This is a genomic window from Kitasatospora sp. HUAS MG31, from assembly GCF_040571325.1.
In the GTDB taxonomy this organism is placed as follows: Bacteria; Actinomycetota; Actinomycetes; order Streptomycetales; family Streptomycetaceae; genus Kitasatospora; species Kitasatospora camelliae.
Window position 1 is genome coordinate 2,987,252 of sequence record NZ_CP159872.1, and the last position, 21,686, is coordinate 3,008,937.

15 protein-coding genes and 1 other RNA gene are annotated in these 21,686 nt (G+C 73.8%); 2 read left to right on the plus strand and 14 right to left on the minus strand.

The window, feature by feature from the left end; genetic code table 11:
• Positions 1-17: 17 nt before the first annotated feature.
• From ABWK59_RS13390 to ftsE, 11 genes are all read right to left on the minus strand, one after another.
• Entirely contained in the window at positions 18-299 is a 282-nt protein-coding gene (locus ABWK59_RS13390; protein ID WP_354640785.1) for an HU family DNA-binding protein, read from the minus strand.
• A gap of 476 nt (positions 300-775) precedes the next feature.
• Positions 776-2,251: an NAD-dependent malic enzyme gene (locus tag ABWK59_RS13395; protein ID WP_354640787.1), complete on the minus strand. Its 1,476-nt coding sequence runs from the start codon at positions 2,249-2,251 to the stop codon at positions 776-778.
• Between the two features lie 304 nt (positions 2,252-2,555).
• The gene (locus tag ABWK59_RS13400; protein WP_354640789.1) at positions 2,556-4,865 is read right to left on the minus strand and encodes a HelD family protein; all 2,310 of its coding nucleotides are present in this window, start codon (positions 4,863-4,865) and stop codon (positions 2,556-2,558) included.
• A 318-nt stretch (positions 4,866-5,183) separates the two neighbouring features.
• On the minus strand, positions 5,184-6,329 hold the full coding sequence (locus ABWK59_RS13405) for a uroporphyrinogen-III synthase (protein ID WP_354640791.1): 1,146 nt from the start codon (positions 6,327-6,329) through the stop codon (positions 5,184-5,186).
• A gap of 218 nt (positions 6,330-6,547) precedes the next feature.
• Positions 6,548-7,894 carry a nitrate/nitrite transporter gene (locus tag ABWK59_RS13410; RefSeq protein ID WP_354640792.1) on the minus strand — a complete coding sequence of 449 codons (1,347 nt, stop codon included), beginning with the start codon at positions 7,892-7,894 and terminating at the stop codon, positions 6,548-6,550.
• A 184-nt stretch (positions 7,895-8,078) separates the two neighbouring features.
• Positions 8,079-8,449, minus strand: a transfer-messenger RNA (tmRNA) gene (gene ssrA / locus ABWK59_RS13415).
• An 85-nt stretch (positions 8,450-8,534) separates the two neighbouring features.
• On the minus strand, positions 8,535-9,929 hold the full coding sequence (locus ABWK59_RS13420; protein ID WP_354640794.1) for an alpha/beta hydrolase: 1,395 nt from the start codon (positions 9,927-9,929) through the stop codon (positions 8,535-8,537).
• Between the two features lie 78 nt (positions 9,930-10,007).
• Positions 10,008-10,487 (minus strand): SsrA-binding protein SmpB, encoded by a 480-nt coding sequence (smpB, locus tag ABWK59_RS13425; RefSeq protein ID WP_354640795.1) that lies wholly within the window; start codon positions 10,485-10,487, stop codon positions 10,008-10,010.
• Between the two features lie 94 nt (positions 10,488-10,581).
• Positions 10,582-11,682 carry a S41 family peptidase gene (locus ABWK59_RS13430; protein ID WP_354640797.1) on the minus strand — a complete coding sequence of 367 codons (1,101 nt, stop codon included), beginning with the start codon at positions 11,680-11,682 and terminating at the stop codon, positions 10,582-10,584.
• 132 nt (positions 11,683-11,814) lie between these two features.
• Entirely contained in the window at positions 11,815-12,720 is a 906-nt protein-coding gene (gene ftsX / locus ABWK59_RS13435; protein WP_354640799.1) for a permease-like cell division protein FtsX, read from the minus strand.
• Between the two features lie 10 nt (positions 12,721-12,730).
• A complete protein-coding gene (gene ftsE / locus ABWK59_RS13440) occupies positions 12,731-13,420 on the minus strand; it encodes a cell division ATP-binding protein FtsE (protein WP_354640801.1) in 690 nt (229 codons plus the stop codon).
• A gap of 261 nt (positions 13,421-13,681) precedes the next feature.
• Between ftsE and ABWK59_RS13445 the strand changes: the two genes are divergently transcribed.
• Entirely contained in the window at positions 13,682-13,867 is a 186-nt protein-coding gene (locus ABWK59_RS13445) for a hypothetical protein (RefSeq protein WP_354640802.1), read from the plus strand.
• 95 nt (positions 13,868-13,962) lie between these two features.
• On the opposite strand, the gene prfB is transcribed toward ABWK59_RS13445, so the two are convergent.
• From prfB to ABWK59_RS13460, 3 genes are all read right to left on the minus strand, one after another.
• Entirely contained in the window at positions 13,963-15,075 is a 1,113-nt protein-coding gene (gene prfB, locus ABWK59_RS13450; RefSeq protein WP_354640804.1) for a peptide chain release factor 2, read from the minus strand.
• Positions 15,076-15,156: 81 nt separating this feature from the next.
• Positions 15,157-16,419, minus strand: coding sequence for a serine/threonine-protein kinase (locus tag ABWK59_RS13455; RefSeq protein ID WP_354640806.1), 1,263 nt, complete (start codon positions 16,417-16,419; stop codon positions 15,157-15,159).
• 177 nt (positions 16,420-16,596) lie between these two features.
• Entirely contained in the window at positions 16,597-18,489 is a 1,893-nt protein-coding gene (locus ABWK59_RS13460; protein ID WP_354640808.1) for a serine/threonine-protein kinase, read from the minus strand.
• A 287-nt stretch (positions 18,490-18,776) separates the two neighbouring features.
• Between ABWK59_RS13460 and ABWK59_RS13465 the strand changes: the two genes are divergently transcribed.
• Entirely contained in the window at positions 18,777-21,515 is a 2,739-nt protein-coding gene (locus ABWK59_RS13465; RefSeq protein WP_354640810.1) for an FHA domain-containing protein, read from the plus strand.
• The last annotated feature ends 171 nt before the right edge of the window (positions 21,516-21,686 follow it).

The following is a 21,686-nucleotide window of genomic DNA, read 5'->3' on the forward strand; positions in this document are numbered from 1 at the left end:
TTGTGGACGCGGTTGCGTCACTTGCCCTTGGCGGCTTCCTTGAGCTTCGAGCCGGCGCTGACCTTGACGCTGAACCCGGCCGGGATCTGGATCGGGTCGCCGGTCTGCGGGTTGCGGGCGGTGCGGGCAGCGCGCAGGGTGCGCTCGAAGGTCAGGAAACCGGGGATGGTGACCTTCTCGTCGCCCTTGGCGACGACCTCGCCCGTGATCTCGGCGAAGGCAGCCAGAACGGCGTCGGCGTCCTTGCGGGTCACCTCGGCGCGCTCGGCCAGCGCGGCCACCAGCTCACTGCGGTTCATGTGTACTCCTGTGGTCTGTTGCTATGCCGTGCACGGTGGCCGTCGCCGGCCGGCCCGCACACTGTGCTCATTCAGGCGAGGGGTGGTCAGGGGCCGGGCTCACACCCCGAAGCGCCGCAAACTGCCCGCCCGGGTACGAATCCTGCCCCGACCGGCACTGAGAAAGCCAATCGGGCTCCGGCGTGATCGACCCGAACCCCGCCCGCCCGACAGGGGTGTGACGCCCCGTCGGATCCGGCGGACCGGACCGGGCGGCGGCCTGGACGGCACGCCGGCGCGCACGAGGGGGACGATCCGTACGAGTCGGACACCCCCCGCCGTGCAGGGCTACCGTACGCCCTGGCACCGACAAGCCCAAACACGCCCCTTCCCCTTGTGTCGCAAGGGGAAGGGGCCCCTCGTGCCGGGATTGCGGCCAATCGGACATTTGACCGAGCAACAGCGACACTCCGGGAAGTTCCGGAGTGTCGCCCGACTCAGAGCTGAACGGCGGGGAACTGTGCGGTGTCCAGCGTGCCGACGATCCCCGCGGTGGGCTTCACCGGGGCCGCCGGGACGTCGCCACGGGCCGCCACGGCGGCCTCCCGGACGGCCGCCGCGACGGTCTTGGCCACGTCCGGGTGGAAGACGCTGGGGATGATGTAGTTCGGGTTCAGCTGGTCGTCGCCGACCGTGGTGGCCAGCGCCCGGGCGGCGGCCAGCATCATGTCGGTGTTGACGGTGTGGCTCTGCGCGTCCAGCAGGCCGCGGAAGACGCCGGGGAAGACCAGGACGTTGTTGATCTGGTTCGGGAAGTCGCTGCGGCCGGTGGCGACCACGGCGGCGGTCTCCCGGGCGACGTTGGGGTCGACCTCCGGGTCCGGGTTGGCCAGCGCGAAGACGATCGCGTCGTCGGCCATGGTGGCCAGGTCGTCGCCGTCCAGCACGTTCGGGGCGGAGACGCCGATGAAGACGTCGGCGTCGGCCACGGCCTCCTTGAGGCTGCCGGTGCGGCCCGAGCGGTTGGTGTTCTCGGCGATCCAGCGCAGGCTCTCGTTGAGGTCGTCCCGGCCCAGGTGGACCACGCCGCGGACGTCCGCCACGGTGGCGTGCTCCACGCCGGCGGCCATCAGCAGCTTGAGGATCGCGGTGCCGGCCGCACCGGCGCCGGACATCACCACGCGGATGTCGGCGATCTCCTTGCCGACCACCCGCAGGGCGTTCATCAGCGCGGCCAGCACCACGATCGCGGTGCCGTGCTGGTCGTCGTGGAAGACCGGGATGTCCAGCGCCTCGCGCAGCCGGGCCTCGATCTCGAAGCAGCGCGGCGCGGAGATGTCCTCCAGGTTGATGCCCGCGAAGCCGGGGGCGATCGCCTTGACGATGGCGACGATCTCGTCGGCGTCCTGGGTGTCCAGGCAGATCGGCCAGGCGTCGATGCCGGCGAAGCGCTTGAACAGGGCGGCCTTGCCCTCCATCACCGGCAGCGCGGCCTTGGGGCCGATGTTCCCCAGGCCCAGCACGGCCGAGCCGTCGGTGACCACGGCGACGGAGTTGCGCTTGATGGTGAGGCGGCGGGCGTCCTCGGGGTTCTCGGCGATCGCCAGGCAGACCCGGGCGACACCCGGGGTGTAGATCATCGAGAGGTCGTCGCGGTTGCGGATCGGCAGCTTCGAGGACATCTCGATCTTGCCGCCGAGGTGCATCAAGAAGGTGCGGTCCGAGACCTTGCCGATGGCCACGCCGTCGATCGCCCGGAGCTTCTCGACGATCTCCTCGCCGTGCGCGACCGAGGTGGCCGCGACCGTCACGTCGATCCGCAGCGCCTCCAGGCCGGAGGCGGTGACGTCGAGGCCGGTGACCGATCCCCCGGAGGACTCGACGGCGGTGGTGATGGAGCTCACGGCGTTGCCGGTGGCCGGGACCTCCAGCCGGACCGTGATCGAGTTGGAGACACTTGGCACCGTCGCCATCGACGTCCTTCTTCCTGAATCAACATTTTGTTGAAGCCCTTGGCCCTGCGCATGCTAGACCTCGATCGTCGCACCTACCAGCGAGTAGTCAGAAATAACGTTCATTGAGTGTGCGGACCCGACAAGGCTTCTTGCCCGAACCGGCGGATGCGTTACATTGGACGGGACACCGGCCCGATCCAAGCCCCCGGGCCCAACCTTCGTCCCTTCGAGGGACCACTTGCCGCGAGGCGAGCATGGCGGGTCGGTGTCGTCAACGTCTGAAGGCCCCTCACCAGCGGTGAGGGGCCTTCGTGCTCCCGGGTCAGCGCAGCAGCGCGGGCACGCCGTCGGCGTCCGGCAGGTCGTCAGGACCGGAGAGCACGGTCAGCCGCTGGGTGGCCCGGGTGAGCGCCACGTACAGCACCCGCAGGCCCGCCTCCGACTCCCCGGCGATGCCGGTCGGGTCGGCCACCACGGTGGCGTCGTACTCCAGGCCCTTGGCCTCCAGGCTGCCCAGCGCGACCACGCGGTCGCCCAGGCCCTCGGTCCAGCCGCGCGCCTCCGCCCGGCGGTCCATCGGGACCACCACCGCGACCGTGCCGTCCACCTCGCCCAGCAGCCGCTCCAGCTCGGCCCGGGCCCTCGCGGCGAACGCCGCCGCCCCCGGCTCGCGCACCGCGGCGAACCGCGGCTCGATGCCGGTGGAGCGGACCGCGCTCGGCGACGGGGTGCCCGGCGCGGCCAGCGCCAGCACCTTCGCCGCCACCTCGGCGATCTCCGCCGGGTTGCGGTAGTTCACGGTCAGCGTGTGCCTGCGGCGCGGCTTGCCGGCCAGCACCTCGTCCATCGCGGCCTGCGCCTCCTGCGGGAACGGCCAGGAGGACTGCGCCGGGTCGCCGACAATCGTCCAGGTCGCCATCCGGGACCGGCGGCCGATCATGCGCCACTGCATCGGGGTGAGGTCCTGGGCCTCGTCCACGATCACGTGCGCGTACTCGCGGCGCTCCACCGGGACGCGCTCACGCTGCCGGGACATCCGGTCGGCGGCGGTGGTGACCTCCTCCAGACCGGTGAGCAGGTCCACGGCGTCCACCTCGCGCACCTTCGGCCGGGCCGGCTCGCCGAGCAGCAGCTGCAGCTCGTCCACCAGCGCCACGTCGTGCGCCGACAGCGGGCCCTCGCCGCGCTCGCCCAGGTGCCGCCAGGAGCCGGCCAGCAGCCGCGCCTCGTCCGGGGCCACCGCCTTCCGGGCGATCCGGTTGACGTGCCGGCCGCTGCGCAGCGTGGCCAGCACCCGGCGCGGGGTGACCGCCGGCCACCACGCGTCGAGGAAGTCCAGGAACGCCGCCTCGTCCGAGACGTACTCGTCGAACGCCTCGCGCTCCTCCTGGCGCTGCTCGCGCTCGAAGTGGTTGGCGGGCTTGGGCAGCAGCCGGGTCGCCTCGTGCCACAGCGCGTCCAGCAGCAGCCGGCGGGCGCGCGGGCGCAGCAGGTTGAGCGGGGTGCCGCCGCCGCCGACCACGTTGCCGCGGACGGTCCGCAGCCGGGCCGCGTCCAGCCGCAGCGCCTCGCCGCGGGCGAACACCTTCAGCTCGGTGGGCGCGTCCAGCTCCAGCGCGGCCCGCGCCGCCCGGCGCAGCAGCTGCACCATCCGGGCCGAGCCCTTGATCCGGGCCACCTCGGGGCTGTCGTACCGCTCCGCCTCGATGCCGTCCACCAGGCTGCCGACCGCGCGGATCGCCACCTGGCCCTCCTCGCCCAGCGAGGGCAGCACGCCCTCGGTGTACGAGACCAGCAGCGCGGTCGGGCTGACCACCAGGATGCCGCCCGCGTACCGGCGGCGGTCCTGGTAGAGCAGGAAGGCGGCGCGGTGCAGGGCCACCGCCGTCTTGCCGGTGCCCGGGCCGCCGGTGACCAGGGTGGCCCCGGCCGCGGCGGCGCGGATGACCTCGTCCTGCTCCTTCTGGATCGAGGAGACGATGTCCCTCATCGAGTGGCTGCGGGCCCGGCCCAGCGAGGCCATCAGCGCGCCGTCGCCGATGACCGGCAGCTCCTCGCCGCCCAGGGTCGGGGTGAGGTCGGGGCGCAGCAGGTCGTCCTCGACGCCGAGCACCTTGCGGCCCTTGGAGCGGATCACCCGGCGGCGGATCACCCGGCCCGGCTCCAGCGGGGTCGCCCGGTAGAACGGCGCGGCGGCCGGCGCCCGCCAGTCGATCACCAGCGGGCCGTACTCCGCGTCGAGCACGCCGAGCCGGCCGATGTGCAGGGTCTCCGCCACGGCCGGGTCGGCCGGGTCCAGCGGGGTCTGCGAGGGGATGCCGTGCTCCTCGGGGGCGTCCGCCTGCTGCAGGTCGATCCGGCCGAACAGGAAGTCCTCGAACTCGCTGTTCAGCCGGTGCAGGTGCGCGCCGGCCCGGAACACCTGGGCGTCGCGCTCGGCGAGCGCGCCGGGCGTGCCGACCTGGACCCGCTTGGCGGCGTCCTCGAGGATGTACTCGGCCTCGGCGAGCTTCTCCTCCAGGCGGTGGTAGACGGTGTCGAGATGCCGCTGCTCGCCCGCGATCTCGCGGTCGCGGACGGTGTCCTGCTCGACGGTGGTGCGGTGGTGCTGGGCTGAGCCGTGCGCGCCCAAGGAGCCCCCTGAGGTACGTCCTGCGGGTGGTGGTCGCCGCCCTCCCGAAGAAAGGCGGACGGACGATCCTACGCCCTGACCCCACCCGCCACCCATCAGGGGCCACGACGCAACCGGGCGACCAGGCGATGGGGCAACCACGAGGGGCACGTGGGGCACCTCCCAGCCGCCAAGGCTGGGGGAGAACTGCGCGCGGCGGAAGGGCACCCGCTCAGGCCGGCGACGGCGGTGCAACCCCTGCTGCTCCCCCGACCACCGCGCCGTACCTCCCGCCTTCGCGCAGTTCCCCGCGCCCCTGGTGGTTACCCGGTTGCCCGGCTAGACGGCCAGGCGGTAGCCGCGCTTGACCACGGTGGCGATCAGCCGGGGTGTGCCGAGGGCGGCGCGGAGGCGGGCCATCGCGGTCTCGACGGCGTGCTCGTCCTCCCCGCTGCCGGGCAGCGCCCGCAGCAGCTCGGCCCGCGGCACCACCCATCCGGGCCGCCGTGCCAGCGCCCGCAGCAGGGCCATCCCGGCCGGCGGTACCGGCCGCAGCTCCCCGTCGACCAGCGCCGCCTGTCCCCGCAGTTCCAGGGTGTGCCCGGCGACGGTGAGCCGGCGGGAGCGGGCGGGCAGCTCGGCGGTGAGGGTCTGCACCATGGCGCCGAGCCGCATCCGCTCGGGCTTGGCGGTGGGGATGTCCAGCTCCTCCAGCGGAGCGGCGGTGACCGGGCCGACGCAGACCGGCAGGAGGTCGTGCCGCAGGGCGTGGAGGAGTTCGTCGGTCAGGCCGCGTTCGGCGGCGCGTTCCAGCAGGCTGATCGCGGCGGGTGCGCTGGTGAAGGTGACGGCGTCCAGGGTGCCGTTGCAGCAGGCGTCGAGGAGGCGGTCGAGCGGGACGAGGTCGACGGGCGGCAGCCAGCGGTAGACGGGGACCTCGACGACCTCGGCGCCGGCGGCCGCCAGGGAGGTGACGAAGTCGCGCAGCGGGGCGCCGTGCAGCTGGACGGCGATCCGGCGGCCGGCGACGCCCTGCTCCAGGAGGCGTTCCAGGACCTCGGCGGAGGACTCGGACTCGGGGGACCACTCCTCGCGCAGGCCGGCGGCGCGGATGGCGCCCTTGGCCTTGGGTCCGCGGGCGAGGACGGTGGCCTTGCCGAGGGCGGCGATCAGCCCGTCGCCGAGGCCCCAGCCCTCGGCGGCCTCGATCCAGCCGCGGAAGCCGATGCCGGTGGTGGCGACCGCGAGGTCCGGCGGGTCGGCGACCAGGGCGCGGGTGGCGGCGAGGAGCTCGGTGTCGTCGGCGAGCGGGACGATCCGCAGGGCGGGGGCGCGCAGCACGGTGGCGCCGCGGCGCTGGAGGAGGGCGGCGAGTTCGTCGGCCCGGCGGGCGGCGGTGATGCCGATGGTGTAGCCCGCCAGTGGGGGTGCGGCCGGGAGGGGCGGCACGGGTTCGGTCGGCTGACAGTCGGTCAGGTCGGCCATGCTCGTGGTCCTTCGGTGGCGTCCCGCGAGTGGGCGGCTCGCCTGGTCGCGGGGGTCACCCGCGTTCACGTCCGTGTGGGGGGGACGCGGCTGCGGGCGGCGGGTGGGTGGACGGCCATCGTCCCGCTCGGCCGTCACGCCCCCGGGTCGGTCCCATTACCGGCTTGTTTCGGCGGTGGGGAGCGGCCCGGGGGCGGTGGGGAGGGTTCGACGGTGGCTCAGACCCGGGCCAGGGCGGGGGTCCGGGCGTTCCTGGTGGTGGTGGGTCGGCGCAGGTAGACGGCCCAGGTGAGGGTGAGGCAGACCGCGTAGCCGGCGAGGAAGGAGGCGAAGGCGGGGGTGCCGGTCTTGGCGACGAGGAAGGACTGCCGGAAGGCGAGGTTGATCAGCAGGCCGCCGACCGCGCCGACCGCGCCGATCACGCCGACCGCGGCGCCGGACATCTTGCGCGACCAGGCGGCGGCGGCCTCGGGGCTCTCCCCCGCGGCGATCCGGTCCTGGGCCTTGGCCTCGAAGATGCCGGGGATCATCTTGTAGGTGGAGCCGTTGCCGAGGCCGGCGAAGACGAAGAGGGCGATGAAGCCGGTCAGGAAGACGGGCAGCGAGCGGATCGAGGAGGCGTAGGTCACCAGCCCGGCCGCGGCGGCCATGGCGACGAAGTTCCACAGGGTGATCCGGGCGCCGCCGAGCCGGTCGGCCAGCCAGCCGCCGACCGGGCGGATCAGCGAGCCGAGCAGCGGGCCGACGAAGGTCAGCTGGGCGGCCTGCAGCGGGGTGCGGCCGAACTGGTTCTGCAGCACCAGGCCGAAGGCGAAGGAGAAGCCGATGAAGCTGCCGAAGGTGCCGATGTAGAGCACGGACAGCAGCCAGGTGTGCTTCTCCCGGACGATAGCGGCCAGGCTGCCGGTGTCGGCCTTCATCGGCGCCAGGTTGTCCATGAAGAGCGCCGCGCAGACCGTCGCGAGGACGATCAGCGGGATGTAGACGCCGAGCACCAGCCGCGGGTGGGTGGCGCCGGCGCCGGTGATGACGGCGAGCGCGACCAGCTGGATGACCGGGACGCCGATGTTGCCGCCGCCCGCGTTGAGCCCGAGCGCCCAGCCCTTGCGGCGGTTGGGGAAGAAGGCGTTGATGTTGGTCATCGAGGAGGCGAAGTTGCCGCCGCCGAGGCCGGTGAGCGCGGCCACCAGCATGAAGGTGGTGTACGAGGTGCCCGGGTGCATCACGTACGCGGCGGCCAGGGTCGGGACCAGCAGCAGCGCGGCGGACACGATCGTCCAGTTCCGGCCGCCGAACCGGGCCACCGCCACGGTGTACGGGATGCGGACGAAGGCGCCGACCAGGGTCGGCATGGCGACCAGGAAGAACTTCCCGGCCGGGTCGACGTGGTAGTCCTTGCCCATGAAGAGCACCATCACCGACCACAGGCTCCAGATCGAGAAGCCGATGTGCTCGGACAGCACGGAGAAGATCAGATTGCGGTTGGCGGTCTTCTTTCCGGTGCGCTCCCAGAAGGCCTCGTCCTCCGGGTCCCATTCCTGGATCCAGCGTGCGCTCGTTCTCATCAGTCACCCCTTGCCGGCCGATGCCCTGTCGTCCACCGACGGTAGGGGGCCGGGGTTTCCGCGGAGTTCCGCCCTGTGACGCCCGCGGAACCGTCCTCTCACCTGCCCGGGCGGGGTGCTGTGAGGCCCGGGAAGCACGAAAGCCGCCCTCCGGGGTGGAGGGCGGCTCGTGTGTCACATGGGGTGGTGGAGATGCCGGGAATCGAACCCGGGTCCAATGGTGCAGATTCAGGACTTCTCCGAGCGCAGTCCGCTGTGCTTTTCTCGGCCCTGGCAGTCACGCGGACAAGCCGCCAACAGGCCCAGCTACTGTTTGATTTCCCCTCCGCCCCCGCAGCCGGGGCGGACGGTTGAGTTCCCTAGATTATGCCAGGCTCCGGATCGGGAACGCTCCGGTCTGACAGCTCAGCACTCGCTGCTTAGGCAGCGAGAGCGAAGCGATCGCTCTTGTTGTTGGCGATTATTTTTTTGCGACACGTGGTTAACGAGATCATTGCCGCGTTCCTCGGCTCGCTTCTCCTGTTTCGACATCCACTGTCGAAACCGATCATCCCCATGTTGATTTGACAAACAGCTCCGGCGGGCGGGCCCTCCGGTGATGCTCCAGACATGGTACGCGCAGACCGGGAGAGGGTCCAGCTCATTTCCGGTCGGGCGAGGCCGCCGGCGCGGCGGAGGCCGCGGACGGCGCCCCGGGCGGTGCCGTGGGCGAGCCGGACGGCGCCGTGGGCGAGGGCGAGGGGGAGCCCGCGGGCTTGGCGGGCTGCTTGGCGGGCTTGGCACCGGGGGTGCCGAGTTCCTGGGCGAGCCAGGGCAGCGCCTCCTCGAAGGCGGTGGCGGCCACCTGCCAGTTGTGCTTCCCCGGGATGACCGAGACCCGGGTGGCGATCCCGGTCGCCTTGGCCGCCGGCTCCAGTTTCTTGAGCTGGGCGACGCGCTTGGTCTCGTCCTCGCCCACCGCGAACCAGCCGGAGACGCCCTTGAAGGTGTCCCGGCGGGAGGCGGCCAGGAGGCTCGTCGGGTCGTGCGCCGCCATGGCCTGCTCGTCCCCGTCGAACAGTTCCTCCAGGGTCTGCTTCCGGTCCCCCTTGCTCGGCGCGGGGTCCCCGGAGATGTCCAGGAAGCGCCCGAAGACGTCGGGGTGGGCCAGGGTGATGGTGAGCGCGCAGGTGCCGCCCATGGACCAGCCGGCGACGGCCCACTTCTTCGGGCCTGTGGCCGTGCCGAAGGTCTTCGAGACGTACTTCGGGATGTCCTTGAGCAGGTGGTCCTCGGCCTTGCCGGCCTTGCCGTTCATGCACTCGGTGTCGGTCTTGAAGTCGCCGGTCGCGTCGGCGAAGACCAGGATCGGCGCGTTGCCGTTGTGGGCGGCGGCGTAGGCGTCGGCGATCTCGACGGCGTTGCCGGCCCTGATCCAGTTCTCCGGCTCGGCGAACACGCCGCCGATCATCTCCACCACCGGCAGCTTGGGCCGCTGCTTGCTGCGGAACCAGGCCGGGGGCAGGTAGACGAACTCCTTGCGGTGCGAGAACCCGCTGGGCTGGGCCGGGATGTCCACGGCCACCACCCGCCCGGTCTCGGCCCGGCCGACCGCCTTCCGGGCCTCCGCCAGGCTCATCTGCTGCGGCACCGGCTTCCCGGAGAGGTCGGCCGCGGCGTCACCGAGGTCCGGGTAGTACCCGGTGGCGATGTTCAGCGAGTTGGCCGCGCAGACCACCGCCAGCACCATCGCGGCGGGGGCCGCCGCCCGGGTCCACCAGCGGGCGCCGCGCCAGCCGGTCAGCAGGACGCCCACCGCGAGCAGCGCGCACCAGGTCCAGCCCCACAGGCCGAACGGCAGCGGGTCGTCCAGGTCGCCGAACCAGGACACCCCGAGGGCACCGAGCAGCGTCGGGCCGAGGGCCGCCGCGAGCGCGATCGGCAGCTCGCGGCGGTACCACCGGGCGTCGCGCCGGCCGATCGCGGCCGCCAGCGCGGCGAGCGCGGCGATCCGCAGTGTCCAGGGGAGCCAACCGGTGAGCAGCGAGACGTCCATCCGGTGGATCGTACTCAGCCGTTCGTCCGCCCGTTCGACCGGTGTACCGCCGCGGGGGCGGGGACAGTTGACCCCCGGTCAGCCGCGCTGGCGCCGGCGGGCGGCTGCCATGGCCCGGTCGGACTCGCGCCGGTCCTGGCGTTCGCGCAGGGTCTGGCGCTTGTCGTAGAGCTTCTTGCCGACCGCGAGGGCGAGTTCGAGCTTGGCCCGGCCGTCCTTGAAGTACAGCGAGAGCGGCACCAGGGTGTGGCCGGTCTCCTTGACCTTGGACTCGATCTTGCGGATCTCCATCTTGTGCAGCAGGAGCTTCCGCTTGCGCCGGGCGGCGTGGTTGGTCCACGTGCCCTGGGTGTACTCCGGGATGAAGACGTTGTCGATCCACGCCTCCCCGCCCTGGATGTACGCGTAGCCGTCCACCAGGTTGGCGCGCCCCTCGCGGAGCGACTTCACCTCGGTGCCGGTGAGCACCATGCCGCACTCGTAGGTGTCGAGGATGGTGTACTCGTGCCGCGCCTTCTTGTTCTGCGCGACCAGCTTCTGTCCCGTTTCCTTTGCCATAGCGCGGCCATTCTCGCACCTCGACGGAGCCCGTGGCAGCTCCTTTAGACGCGCGTCCGCCGGCGCCCCGCCCGCGCGCCCCGCATACGCCCTCCTAGGCGCGCGCCCGCAGGCCGGCCAGCACCCGGACGGCCAGGTCGGCCGTGTCGCCCGGCCCGCCGGCCGGGACGTCGGGCAGCAGGCCCTCGCCGTCGGGCGAGCGGCCGGCGGGGGTGGCGTACCGGCCGACGGTGAGCTCCAGCACCGAGCCGTCGGCGAGGCGGCTGGGCTGCTGCACGGTGCCCTTGCCGAAGGTGCGGGAGCCGACCAGGACGGCCCGGCAGCGGTCCTGCAGGGCTCCGGCCAGCAGTTCGGCGGCGCTCATCGTGCCGCCGTCGACCAGGACCACCAGCGGGGTGGCGGTGTCGCCGCCGCCGGCCGCCACCAGCTCCCGGCGCTCGCCGCGCACCTGGTACGAGGCGACCGAGCCGCCGTCCAGGAAGACCGAGGCGGTGGCCACGGCCTCGTCGACCAGCCCGCCGGAGTTGCCCCGCAGGTCCAGGACCACGCCCCTGGCGCCCCGGGCGGCGGTCCGCACCTGGTCGGCCACGCCGCGGGTGAAGGCGTGGACGGCGATCCGGGTGACCTCCGGCGCCGGGTGGTCCACGGCGACCTCGCGGGCGGCCAGCACCGCCCGGGTCAGCGTCACCTCGCGGACCGGCCCGTCGGTCCGGCTCAGCGCCAGGACCACCCCGGTACCGGCCTGCCGCCCGCGCAGCCGGGCGACGACCTCGGTGACCGGCAGCGCGTCGGCCGCCTCGCCGTCGATCCGCAGCAGCCGGTCGCCGGGGGCGATCAGGGCGGCGGCGGCCGGCCCGTCGGCAACCACCTCGGTGACCGAGGTGCTGCCGTCGGCGGCGCGGTCCACCGAGAGCCCGACGCCGAGGTAGCGGCCGCGGGTGGTGTCGGCGTACTGCTCGGGGCCGAGGTAGGCGGCCCAGCGGTCGCCGCTCTCGCCGACCAGCCGCTCGGCCTGCTGCGGCGAGAGGTCGGCTCCGGTGAGGTCCTGGGCGGCGAGCTGCGCGGTGTCGGAGGACGGCGGTAACGGCGCGCGGTCGGGCTCGTCCCAGGCCCCGGCGGCGGCGCCGGCCATCAGCACGGCGCCGAACACCAGGCTGAGCGTGGCCCCTCGTCGTACGCGCTGTGCTGCCGGCATGGAACGGAGTCTAGGCGTACGGCGACGTCCGAGTGGCCGATCGGGGAAGGGTCGGGTACGCAGCGGCCCCGGACGGCTCAGTGCCGTCCGGGGCCGGGGGCCCGGGGATCCCGCGGGGGGATCCGGGGCGGGTCAGACCTTGAGGTACTTGCGGAGGGTGAAGAAGGCCGCGATGCCGGCCATGCCCATACCGACCACCACGAGCAGCGGGATCACCGACAGCACCGAGGACAGGCCGATGAAGTGGATGAACAGCACCCGCTTGGCCAGCCAGCCCTGGACGAAGAAGTGGCCCGCCAGCAGCAGCCCGGAGGCCATCACCGCGCCGAGCAGCGCGGCGAACGCGGCCTCGGCGATGAACGGCATCTGGACATAGAAGTTGGAGGCGCCGACCAGGCGCATGATGCCGGTCTCGCGCCGTCGGCTGAACGCGGACACCCGGACGGTGTTCACGATCAGCAGCAGCGCGACGAACAGCATCAGCACCATGATCACGAAGGCCGCCGTCTGCAGGCCGTTCAGCAGGCCGAAGAGGTTCTCCAGGATCTTGCGCTGGTCCTCGACCGACTTCACGCCGGGTTTGCCGGCGAACTGGCTCTGGATGACGTCGTACTTGGTCGGGTCCTTCAGCTTGACCCGCCAGGACTGCGGCATCGCCTCCGCGCCCACCGCGGCCAGCAGCGGGTTGTCCGGGTTGGTCTCCTTGAACCGCTTGAACGCGTCGGCGGAGCTCTCGAAGGCCGAGCTCTGCACCAGGTCCATCTTGTCCAGGGAGTCCTTGACCTCCTTCACCTGCGCGTCGGTGGCGGCGCCGTTGACGCACTGCGCGGACTGCTTGTCCGACTTGGTGCAGAAGTAGATGCTCACCTCGACCTTGTCGTACCAGTACCCCTTCATGGAGTTGACCTGGTCGCGGACCAGCAGCGAGGCACCGGCGAGGGCGAGCGACAGCGCGACACTGACGACGACGGCGATGGTCATCGTCAGGTTGCGGCGGAGACCGACACCGATCTCCGACAGAACGAACTGGGCGCGCATGCTTCTTCCTCTAGCTCTGGTAGCCGTAGACGCCGCGGGCCTGGTCACGTACCAGCAGGCCCTTGTCGAGCTCGATGACGCGCTTGCGCATCTGGTCGACGATGGCCTGGTCGTGGGTGGCCATCAGCACGGTGGTCCCGGTGCGGTTGATCCGGTCCAGCAGCTTCATGATGCCGACGGAGTTCTGCGGGTCGAGGTTTCCGGTGGGCTCGTCCGCGATCAGCAGCATCGGGCGGTTCACGAAGGCCCGGGCGATCGCGACGCGCTGCTGCTCACCACCCGAGAGCTCACCGGGCATCCGGTCCTCCTTGCCGCCGAGGCCGACCAGGTCGAGCACCTCGGGCACCACCTTGTTGATGGCGCTCTTGGGCTTGCCGATCACCTCGAGGGCGAAGGCGACGTTCTGCGCCACCGTCTTGTTCGGCAGCAGGCGGAAGTCCTGGAAGACGGTGCCCAGCTGGCGGCGCATGTGCGGCACCTTCCAGTTGGACAGCTTGCCCAGGTCCTTGCCGAGCACGTGCACGGCGCCGGTGCTGGGCCGCTCCTCCCGCAGGCACAGGCGCAGGAAGGTGGACTTGCCCGAGCCGGAGGAGCCGACCAGGAAGACGAACTCGCCCTTCTCGATCTCGAGCGAGACGTTCTGCAGGGCAGGACGGTTCTGCTTGGGATAGGTCTTGGAGACGTTGTCGAATCTGATCACGGCTGCATCACGGGGGCCATCCTAGGTGGATCGGAGCTTGGGACCCTACGCGATGCCGATGACGACCCGCAGTCCAGGGCCGCTTACTGACCGTGGTTTCGTCAGGTATCGATCTGATTTGCCCCGAAAATTGCGATCCATGTCACAGAGCTGCGACCCTTCCCCTCCGGGGGCCGGAGGGTTCGGAACCTGGCACAGTGGAGATGTCCGGAACCAAAGTCGCGCCCGACGCGTTGGCTGTAGCAGCAAGGAGGAGATCGCATGACCTGCGACCATCTGGTGTGCGCCAACTGCAACGGCCGCGTGAGCGACGGCCGGTGCGCGGTGTGCCGCGCCAACCGCGCCCGGCTGCGCGAGCAGCAGGGGCCGTTCGCCGCGTTGAACCCCACGGTGCTGCTGGTGCTGCTGGTGGCCGCGCTGACGGCGGTGGCCCTGCTCGCCCGCTAGCGCGCCCGCGAGGGCCACGACTACCGAAGAAGACGGAAGGGCCCCGGAGCCGAAGCTCCGGGGCCCTTCCGTCATGCCCGACCGGGGTGCCGGTCTCAGTCGGTGGCGGTCTCCCGCTGCTTGCGCCAGCGGATGCCGGCCTCGATGAAGCCGTCGATGTCGCCGTCCAGCACGGACTGCGGGTTGCCGACCTCGTACTCGGTGCGCAGGTCCTTGACCATCTGGTACGGGTGCAGGACGTAGGAGCGCATCTGGTTGCCCCAGGACGAACCGCCGTCCTTGAGCGCGTCCATCGCGGCCTTCTCCTCCTGGCGGCGCCGCTCCAGCAGCTTGGCCTGGAGGACGTTCATCGCCGAGGCCTTGTTCTGGATCTGCGAGCGCTCGTTCTGGCAGGAGACCACGATGCCGGTGGGCAGGTGGGTGATGCGGACCGCGGAGTCCGTGGTGTTGACGCCCTGGCCGCCGGGGCCGGAGGCGCGGTACACGTCGATGCGCAGCTCGCCCTCGTCGATGTCGACGTGGTCGCTCTGCTCGACGACCGGGAGCACCTCGACGCCCGCGAAGGAGGTCTGCCGGCGGCCCTGGTTGTCGAACGGCGAGATGCGGACCAGGCGGTGGGTGCCCTGCTCGACGGAGAGCGTGCCGTACGCGTACGGGGCCCGGACGGTGAAGGTCGCGGACTTGATGCCGGCCTCCTCCGCGTACGAGGTGTCGTAGACCTCGGTGCTGTACCCGTGGCGCTCGGCCCAGCGCAGGTACATGCGCATCAGCTGCTCGGCGAAGTCGGCGGCGTCCACGCCACCGGCCTCGGCGCGGATGTTGACGAGCGCCTCGCGGGAGTCGTACTCGCCGGACAGGAGGGTGCGGACCTCCAGCTCCTCGACGGCCTTCTTGACCGACGCGAGCTCGTTCTCGGCCTCGACGCGGGTGTCGGCGTCGTTCTCGGCCTCGGCCAGCTCGAACAGGACGGCGAGGTCGTCGACCCGGCCACGGAGGGTCTCGACCTTGCGCAGCTCGCCCTGGAGGAAGGAGAGCCGGCTGGTGACCTTCTGCGCGTTCGCCACGTCGTCCCACAGGGCCGGCGCGGCCGCCTCCTCCTCAAGGCGTGCGATGTCGGCCCGGATCTTGTCCAGGTCGAGGACGGCCTCGATCGACCCCATGGTCGATTCGAGGTTCTTGAGCTCTTCGGAAGGATCGACGGCTGCCACGCATCAAGCGTAATGGCTCGCGCACCCTGTCCGGGCAACCGGGCCACCCCGGGACCGCGGGGATCCGTCCGCGGCGGGGGGCTACGGCCCGCAGGGGCCGCTCGCGCAGGTCCCGGAGCCCCGGACGGGTACGCCAGCCCCCGGGACCTCGGCCGCGAACGCGGTGTACGCGGCCGCCGCCCCGGCGAGCAGCAGCACCAGCGCCACGACCACCGCGATCATCCGCCGCCGCCGCACCAGCGCCGAGCGGTTCCTGCGGTGCCCGCCGTGTGGTGCGGCGCCGCGCTGGGCCCGGGACTCGGCGGCGTAGGAGGCCAGCTCCTCCGGGGAGGGGCGGCGCAGGCTGGTGTGGGTGTCGCGGGTGGAGTCCGGGGAGGGTGCCGGCACCAGCGGGACGGCGGGGCCGCGGCGCCGCCGGTGGGTACCGGTGCCGGTGTCCGCCTCGGCGTACACCGCCTCGCCGGGGGTGAGCACCTCCTCGACCGGGGTGCGCTGCGCCGGGACGGCCAGCGGCGGGAGCCCGGCCAGCGAGGGCAGCAGCTCGCGCAGCCGGTCGGCCAGCTCGGCGGCGCGCAGCCGGGAGGCGGGGGCCTTGGCCAGGCACTCGGAGATGATCCGCCACAGGCCGTCCGGCATCCCGGCCACCGGCGGGACGTTCTCGGTGACGTGCCGGCGGAGCACCGCGCCGGTGTGGCCGCCCCCGAACGGCGTGGTGCCGGTGAGCAGCTCGTACAGCACGGTGGCCAGGGCGTAGATGTCGACGGCGGCGCGCGGCTCCAGGCCCTCGATGATCTCGGGGGCCAGGTAGTCGGGGGTGCCGATGATCCGGGTGGCCCGGGTGCGGCGGGGGGCGTCGACCAGGCGGGCGATGCCGAAGTCGGTGAGCTTGGCGCGCGGGGCGCCGCCGGGGCCGGCCGGGGCGGCGAGGTCGAGGAGCACGTTCTCGGGCTTGACGTCGCGGTGGACGATGCCGGCCGCGTGGGCGGCGGCCAGGCCGTCGGCCACGTCGGCGATCACCGAGGCGGCGGCCTGCGGGGTGAGGACGCCCTCGCGCTCCAGCCGGCTGCGCAGGTCGCTGCCCTGGACCAGTTCCATCACCAGGGCGAGGTCGCTGCCGTCGACCACCATGTCGTGCACGCCGACCACCCGGGGGTGGTCGAGGCCGGTGAGCGCGGCGCGCTCCTGGACGAAGCGGCCGACGAGGACCTGATCGGAGGCGAGGTCCTCGCGCAGCAGCTTGACGGCCACCGGTCCGTCCGGACCCTCGCCGAGCCACACGGTCCCGGCGGAACCCCTGCCGATCACCTGGTGAACGGTGTACCGGCTGCCGATCTTGCGTGCCAATGCTGCTCCGTGGGCTCGGTAGGTCGGTGCTCAGCGAACAACCTACGCGCCCCGGAGCCCTCCGAGGGCCGCTGGAGGCCCCCGGAGCGCGTCACAGAAGAGAAAATCTCGCGAATTGTCGATAAAGCGTCAAACCGGCCTACCGCCGAGGCGCGCCCACCCCGCGGTGACCGCCCGTCAGGAGCCGATGTCCTTCGTGGCGTTGCCGATCCAGTCGGTGACGCTGGTCCACCAGCCCTGGACCGAATGCCACCACTCGGGCAGCGGCGTGAAGTTCCACAGCGCCACGGCCGCCAGGGCCAGGATCAGCAGCACCATCAGGCAGCCCTTGAGGCAGCCCAGGCCCGGGATGTACATCCGGTTCCGGCTGCGCCGGCGCGGCTCGCGCGGCTCCGGCTCCCGGCGCTGCGGCTGCGGCTCGGGACGGCGCTGGGGCACCGGCGCCTGCTGCGGCCGGGGCTGCGGAGGCTGCGGCGGGGCGGGCTGGGCCTGCGGCGGCGGGTACCCGCCCGCGCAGCCGTACGGCGGCCCGGGCGGGTACCCGCCCGGGCCGCCGTACGGCTGCGCGGGCTGCTGGCCACCCCGCTGCTGCGCCTGGTGCTGCTGCGCCTGGTACGGCGGCGGCGCGACCGGCGGGCGGCGGTCGTACCCCGCCCCGCGGGGCGGCTGCTGCGGGCGGCCGGGCTGCTGCTGCTGCGGGTGCGGGTGCGGGCCGGGGTAGCCGGCCGGGCCGGGCTGCTGGCCCGGGTACGGCGGCTGCTGCTGGCCCGGCCGCGGGGCCTGGTACGGCCGGGGGGCGACCTGCGGGCGGGACAGCTCCTCCGGGTCCAGGTAGCCGATCTCGGTCTGCTGGTTGCGGTCGCGGGCCGCGCGCAGCTGGGTCTGCCACGGGTGCGGGGTGTCCGGCTGGCCCGCGGGCGCGGCGGGGGCGCCGGGCGGCATCGGCGGCATGACCTGGGTGCGGTCCGCGGACGGGGTCTGGCCCATCACCTGGGTGCGGTCCTCGGCCCCGGGGGCCGTCGCCTGGGCGGCCTGGGCGCCCATGACCTGGGTGGCGGCCGCGGCGTCGAAGCCGCGGGAGGGCAGCACCTGGGTGGCGTCCGCGGCGCCGAACGGCTCGGCGGCGGCCGGCGCGGCCTGGGCGGCCGCCAGCGCCGGGTCCGGGACGAGCAGCGAGCCGACCGCGAGGGCCGCCTCCACCGCCTCCGGGCCGGCGTGCACGCCGATGCCGGCGGCGACCACCCGCAGCGCCCGGGCCAGCGAGACCGCGGTGGGCCGCTGGGCCGGGTCCTTGCGCAGGCAGCGCTCGATCACCGTCCACAGCGGCTCGGGCAGGTTGCGCGGGCGCTCCGGCTCCTGGGCCAGGTGGGCCTGCAGCACGGCCAGCGGCCCGTCGCCCTGGAACGGGGGACGCCCGGTGACCAGCTCGTACAGCATGATGCCGGCGCCGTAGACGTCCACCGCGGCGGTCTGCGGGCGGCCGTCGGCCGACTCGGGCGCGACGTACGCCGGGGTGCCGACGAACTCGTGGGTGCGGGTGATGCCCGGGGAGTCGGCGAGCCGGGCGATGCCGAAGTCGGTGAGCATCGGGTGCATCTGCTCGGAGCCGTCGGCCCCCCGGGTGGTGGCGAGCAGCACGTTGGCCGGCTTGAGGTCGCGGTGCACGATGCCGTCGGCGTGGCTGACCGCCAGGGCGTCCGCGATCTGGGCCATCAGCAGGGCGCCCGCGATCGGGCTGAACGGGCCGTTGGAGCGCAGGTACCGGAACAGGTCCGGGCCCTCGATCAGGTCCATCACCAGCGCCAGCAGCTCGCCCTCGACCACCAGGTCGCGGGTGCGGACGATGTTGGGGTGGGCGAGGCGCAGCAGCACCGAGCGCTCGCGCAGGAAGCGCATGACCACGTCGGGGTCGGCGGCGAGCTCCTCGCGCAGCACCTTGATCGCCACCGCCTGGCCGGGCTCCAGGCCCGGCAGCGGGACGTCCTCGCGCACCCGGCCGCGCCAGACGGTGCCGGTGGCCCCGCGCCCGAGGGTCTCCTCGAGCAGATACTTGCTGCCGACTGGCCGCACCTGTGCACTCCCGTTGTCGCTCGCCCTCGGCTGGCGACGTCGCCTGGGCCCCGTTGTGCGGCAACTCTAACGGTGTCCGCCCCGGTTGCCGAGGTGAGCGCGGGCCCCGGGCCAACCGTGCTGCTCAGGGGCACCGCGGGGGAACCGGGGCCGCCTTGACCTGACGCCCCGTCGACTCCACCATGGCGATCATCGCAAGATCGTCAAATCCGGTACCGTGCGCGGGCTGTCACTGCCGGGTGGCAGGATGGCAGGCACCACACGTGTGCAGAAGGGACCACGGCGAGATGCAGATCCGGCTCACCGTCCTTCGACCGCGCAGCGGCCCGGCCGGTGCCGGCGCGGCCACCGACGTGCTGGTCACGGCCCCCGCGGGCACCGCGCTGGGCGCCGTGGCGGGCGCCCTGGCCGGGGCGGTGGGCGTCCGCGGCCCCCGCGCCGCCACCCACGTCCACCTGTACGCCGGCGAGCGGCGGATCGACGAGCAGTCCCTGCTCGGGCACCCGCCGCTGATCGACGGCGCCGTGCTCTCGCTGAACGAGCCCGATCCGGACGCGGCCGGCGACACCCGCCCCGCCGCCGCCGAGCTCCGGGTCGTCGGCGGCCCGGACGCGGGCGGGGTGCACCACCTGCACGGCGAGGAGATCCAGGTCGGGCGCTCCAGCGACGCCGACGTCCCGCTGGACGACCCGGACGTCTCCCGGCTGCACCTCTCCCTGCGCCTCGCGGACGGCCGGATCACCGTCCGCGACCTGGGCTCCACCAACGGCACCCGGCTGGACGACCGGTTCCTCCGCGACGAGTCCGCCGAGCTACCCGAGGACGGGCTGCTGCGGCTCGGCGAGACCACGCTGCGCCTCAGCCGGCCCGGCCACGCCGCCCCGGCGCCCCGGCCGGCCGTTCCGGACGGCGAGGGCCACCTGAGCCTGGCCCCTCCCCCGCCCGCCCGGCCCGTCCCGGCGGCTCCCACGACCCCGCCCGAGATCCCGGCGCCCTCCGGCGGCGGCCTGGCCCGGGCCCTGCTCTCCCGCCGCCGCGGCCGCTCCGCCGAGCCGCCGGCCGACGCCGGCCGGCAGCACGCCGCGGTCCGGGCCCGCCAGGCCGCGGCCCAGCGCGAGCGCTGGCCCGACCCGGCGGCCCTGCTGCTGGCCGCCCTCGGCCCCGGCCCCCGGCTGTGGGAGCGCGGTCCGTCCCATCCGGACGCGCTGGCCGTCCGGCTCGGCACCGCCGACCTGCCCGGCGGACCGGGCACCGCGCCCGGCACCCTGCTGCCGGCCGTGCCGGTCACCGTGGACCTGCAGACCGCCGGCAGCCTGGGCCTGGCCGGCCCGCGCCCCCGGCTGGCCGGACTGGCCCGGGCCGTGCTGGCCCAGCTGGCCGCGCTGCACCCGCCGAGCGGCCTCGGCCTGGTGGTGGTCGCGGCGGATCCGGCGCTCGCCCCCGAGTGGTCCTTCGTCCAGTGGCTGCCGCACCTGCGGCCCGCGCACGGGCAGCCCTGCCGGCTGCTGGTGGGCTTCGGCCCGGATCAGGCGGCGGCCCGCCTGGCTGAGCTGGCGGCCGCCCCGGCCGGCCCGCCCGCCACCGTGGTGCTGGTGGACGGGGACGCGGGCAGCCCGGCCGCCCGGGAGGCGCTCGCCCTGCTGCTGCGCCAGGGCCCGGCGGCCGGTGTGTTCACCGTGACCCTGTCCGAACTGCCGGACCGGCTGCCCGCGGGCCTCGGCGCCACCGCGCTGATCACCGGCGAGGTGGGCACCCAGCTGACCGTCGACCGGCCCGCCGCCGGCGGCCGCGAACGGATCGACGAGGTCTCCCTGGACGCCGTCCCGGCCGCCTGGGCCGAGCGGCTGGCCCGGGTGCTCGCCCCGCTGCGCGAGTCCGCCCCGGCCGCCCGCGGGCCGCTTCCGGCCGCCCTGCGCCTGCTGGACCTGCTCCGGCTGGAGGCGGTCACCCCCGCGAAGCTGTCCGCCCGCTGGTCGGCCCTGCCGGCCGGCGCCGGCTCGGCCACGGCGCTGCTCGGCACCTCCCGCGAGGACGAGACCTGCACCCTCGACCTGGCCGATCCGGATCTGCTGGAGCCCGGCGAGCAGGGCGGCCCGCACCTGCTGGTCGGCGGCGGCCCGGGTTCCGGCAAGACGGAGCTGCTGCGGACGCTGATCGCCTCGCTGGCGGTCTCCGAGCGCCCGGAGCGGCTGGCCGTGATGACCGTCGAGGGCCGGGCCGCCTCGGAGGCCGCCCCGGGCCTGGCCGGCTGTTCCGAGCTCCCGCACGTCATGAACCATGTCGCGGCCACCGACCCGCGGCAGGCGATGCTCGCCTCGGAGGAGCTGCTGGAGGTCCTGGCCGCCCGCGAGGAGCTGTTCGGCCGGGCCGGCTTCACCGGCTGGCACACCGGCCGGGTGCTCGGCAAGGCGCCCGCGCTGGTCGCCACCGGCGGCCAGGCCGGCCCGGGCGACGCCGCCCGGGTGGTCGAGCCGCGCCGCTCGCCGGAGGCCGCCCGCCCGGACGACGGCGCCGATCGCGGCCCGGCCCGGCTGGTCGTGGTGGTGGACGACTTCGACGCGCTGCTCGCCCCGACCTCGCCCGGTGGCCGCCCGCTGGCCCGCGCGCTGGCCGAGGTGGCCCGGCGCGGCGGCCGGCTGGGGGTCCACCTGGTGGTGGCCACCGGCGCGCCGGAGCTGACCGCCGGCACCGAGGTGGACGAGGCGGCGCCGCTGCGGATCGCCCTGCGCACCGACCACCCCGGCGAGTCCGACCTGCTGATCCACCTGCCGGACGCCGCCGCCCTGTCCGAGGACACCCCGGGCCGGGGGTACCTGCGCCGCCCGGACGGCCGGGTGACGGCCTTCCAGGCGGCCCGGGTCAGCGGCCGGATCCCCCGGACGGCCACCCTGCGGCCGACCGTGGTCGCCACCGACCTCGCCGAGCTGGGCACCCCGCCGACCCGCCGCCCGGTCCGCGAGCTGGGCAACGGGCCGACGGACCTCGCCCTGCTGGCCAGCGCCCTCCAGCGGGCGGCGGCGGGCTGAGGACCGCGCCGAGCGCCGGGCGCCACGGCGTCCGGCCCGCCGCGTCCACCACCGCGACCTGCGGCAGGGCGTACGCGCTGACCGACCCGGCTTGCGCCTGGCTCGCCCCGGCTCCTCCGGCTCCACCGGTTCCGGCCGGGAAGCCCAAGGGGCGCGGGGAGGTGTTCCCCG

Bases quoted from the DNA above. Each gene is read 5' to 3' on its own strand.
- ABWK59_RS13395 (WP_354640787.1), bottom strand. From the start codon at position 2,251: ATGGCGACGGTGCCAAGTGTCTCCAACTCGATCACGGTCCGGCTGGAG.
- smpB (WP_354640795.1), bottom strand. From the start codon at position 10,487: ATGGCAAAGGAAACGGGACAGAAGCTGGTCGCGCAGAACAAGAAGGCG.
- ABWK59_RS13390 (WP_354640785.1), bottom strand. From the start codon at position 299: ATGAACCGCAGTGAGCTGGTGGCCGCGCTGGCCGAGCGCGCCGAGGTG.
- ABWK59_RS13405 (WP_354640791.1), bottom strand. From the start codon at position 6,329: ATGGCCGACCTGACCGACTGTCAGCCGACCGAACCCGTGCCGCCCCTC.
- ABWK59_RS13445 (WP_354640802.1), top strand. From the start codon at position 13,682: ATGACCTGCGACCATCTGGTGTGCGCCAACTGCAACGGCCGCGTGAGC.
- ABWK59_RS13410 (WP_354640792.1), bottom strand. From the start codon at position 7,894: ATGAGAACGAGCGCACGCTGGATCCAGGAATGGGACCCGGAGGACGAG.
- ftsX (WP_354640799.1), bottom strand. From the start codon at position 12,720: ATGCGCGCCCAGTTCGTTCTGTCGGAGATCGGTGTCGGTCTCCGCCGC.
- ABWK59_RS13420 (WP_354640794.1), bottom strand. From the start codon at position 9,929: ATGGACGTCTCGCTGCTCACCGGTTGGCTCCCCTGGACACTGCGGATC.
- ABWK59_RS13465 (WP_354640810.1), top strand. From the start codon at position 18,777: ATGCAGATCCGGCTCACCGTCCTTCGACCGCGCAGCGGCCCGGCCGGT.
- ABWK59_RS13430 (WP_354640797.1), bottom strand. From the start codon at position 11,682: ATGCCGGCAGCACAGCGCGTACGACGAGGGGCCACGCTCAGCCTGGTG.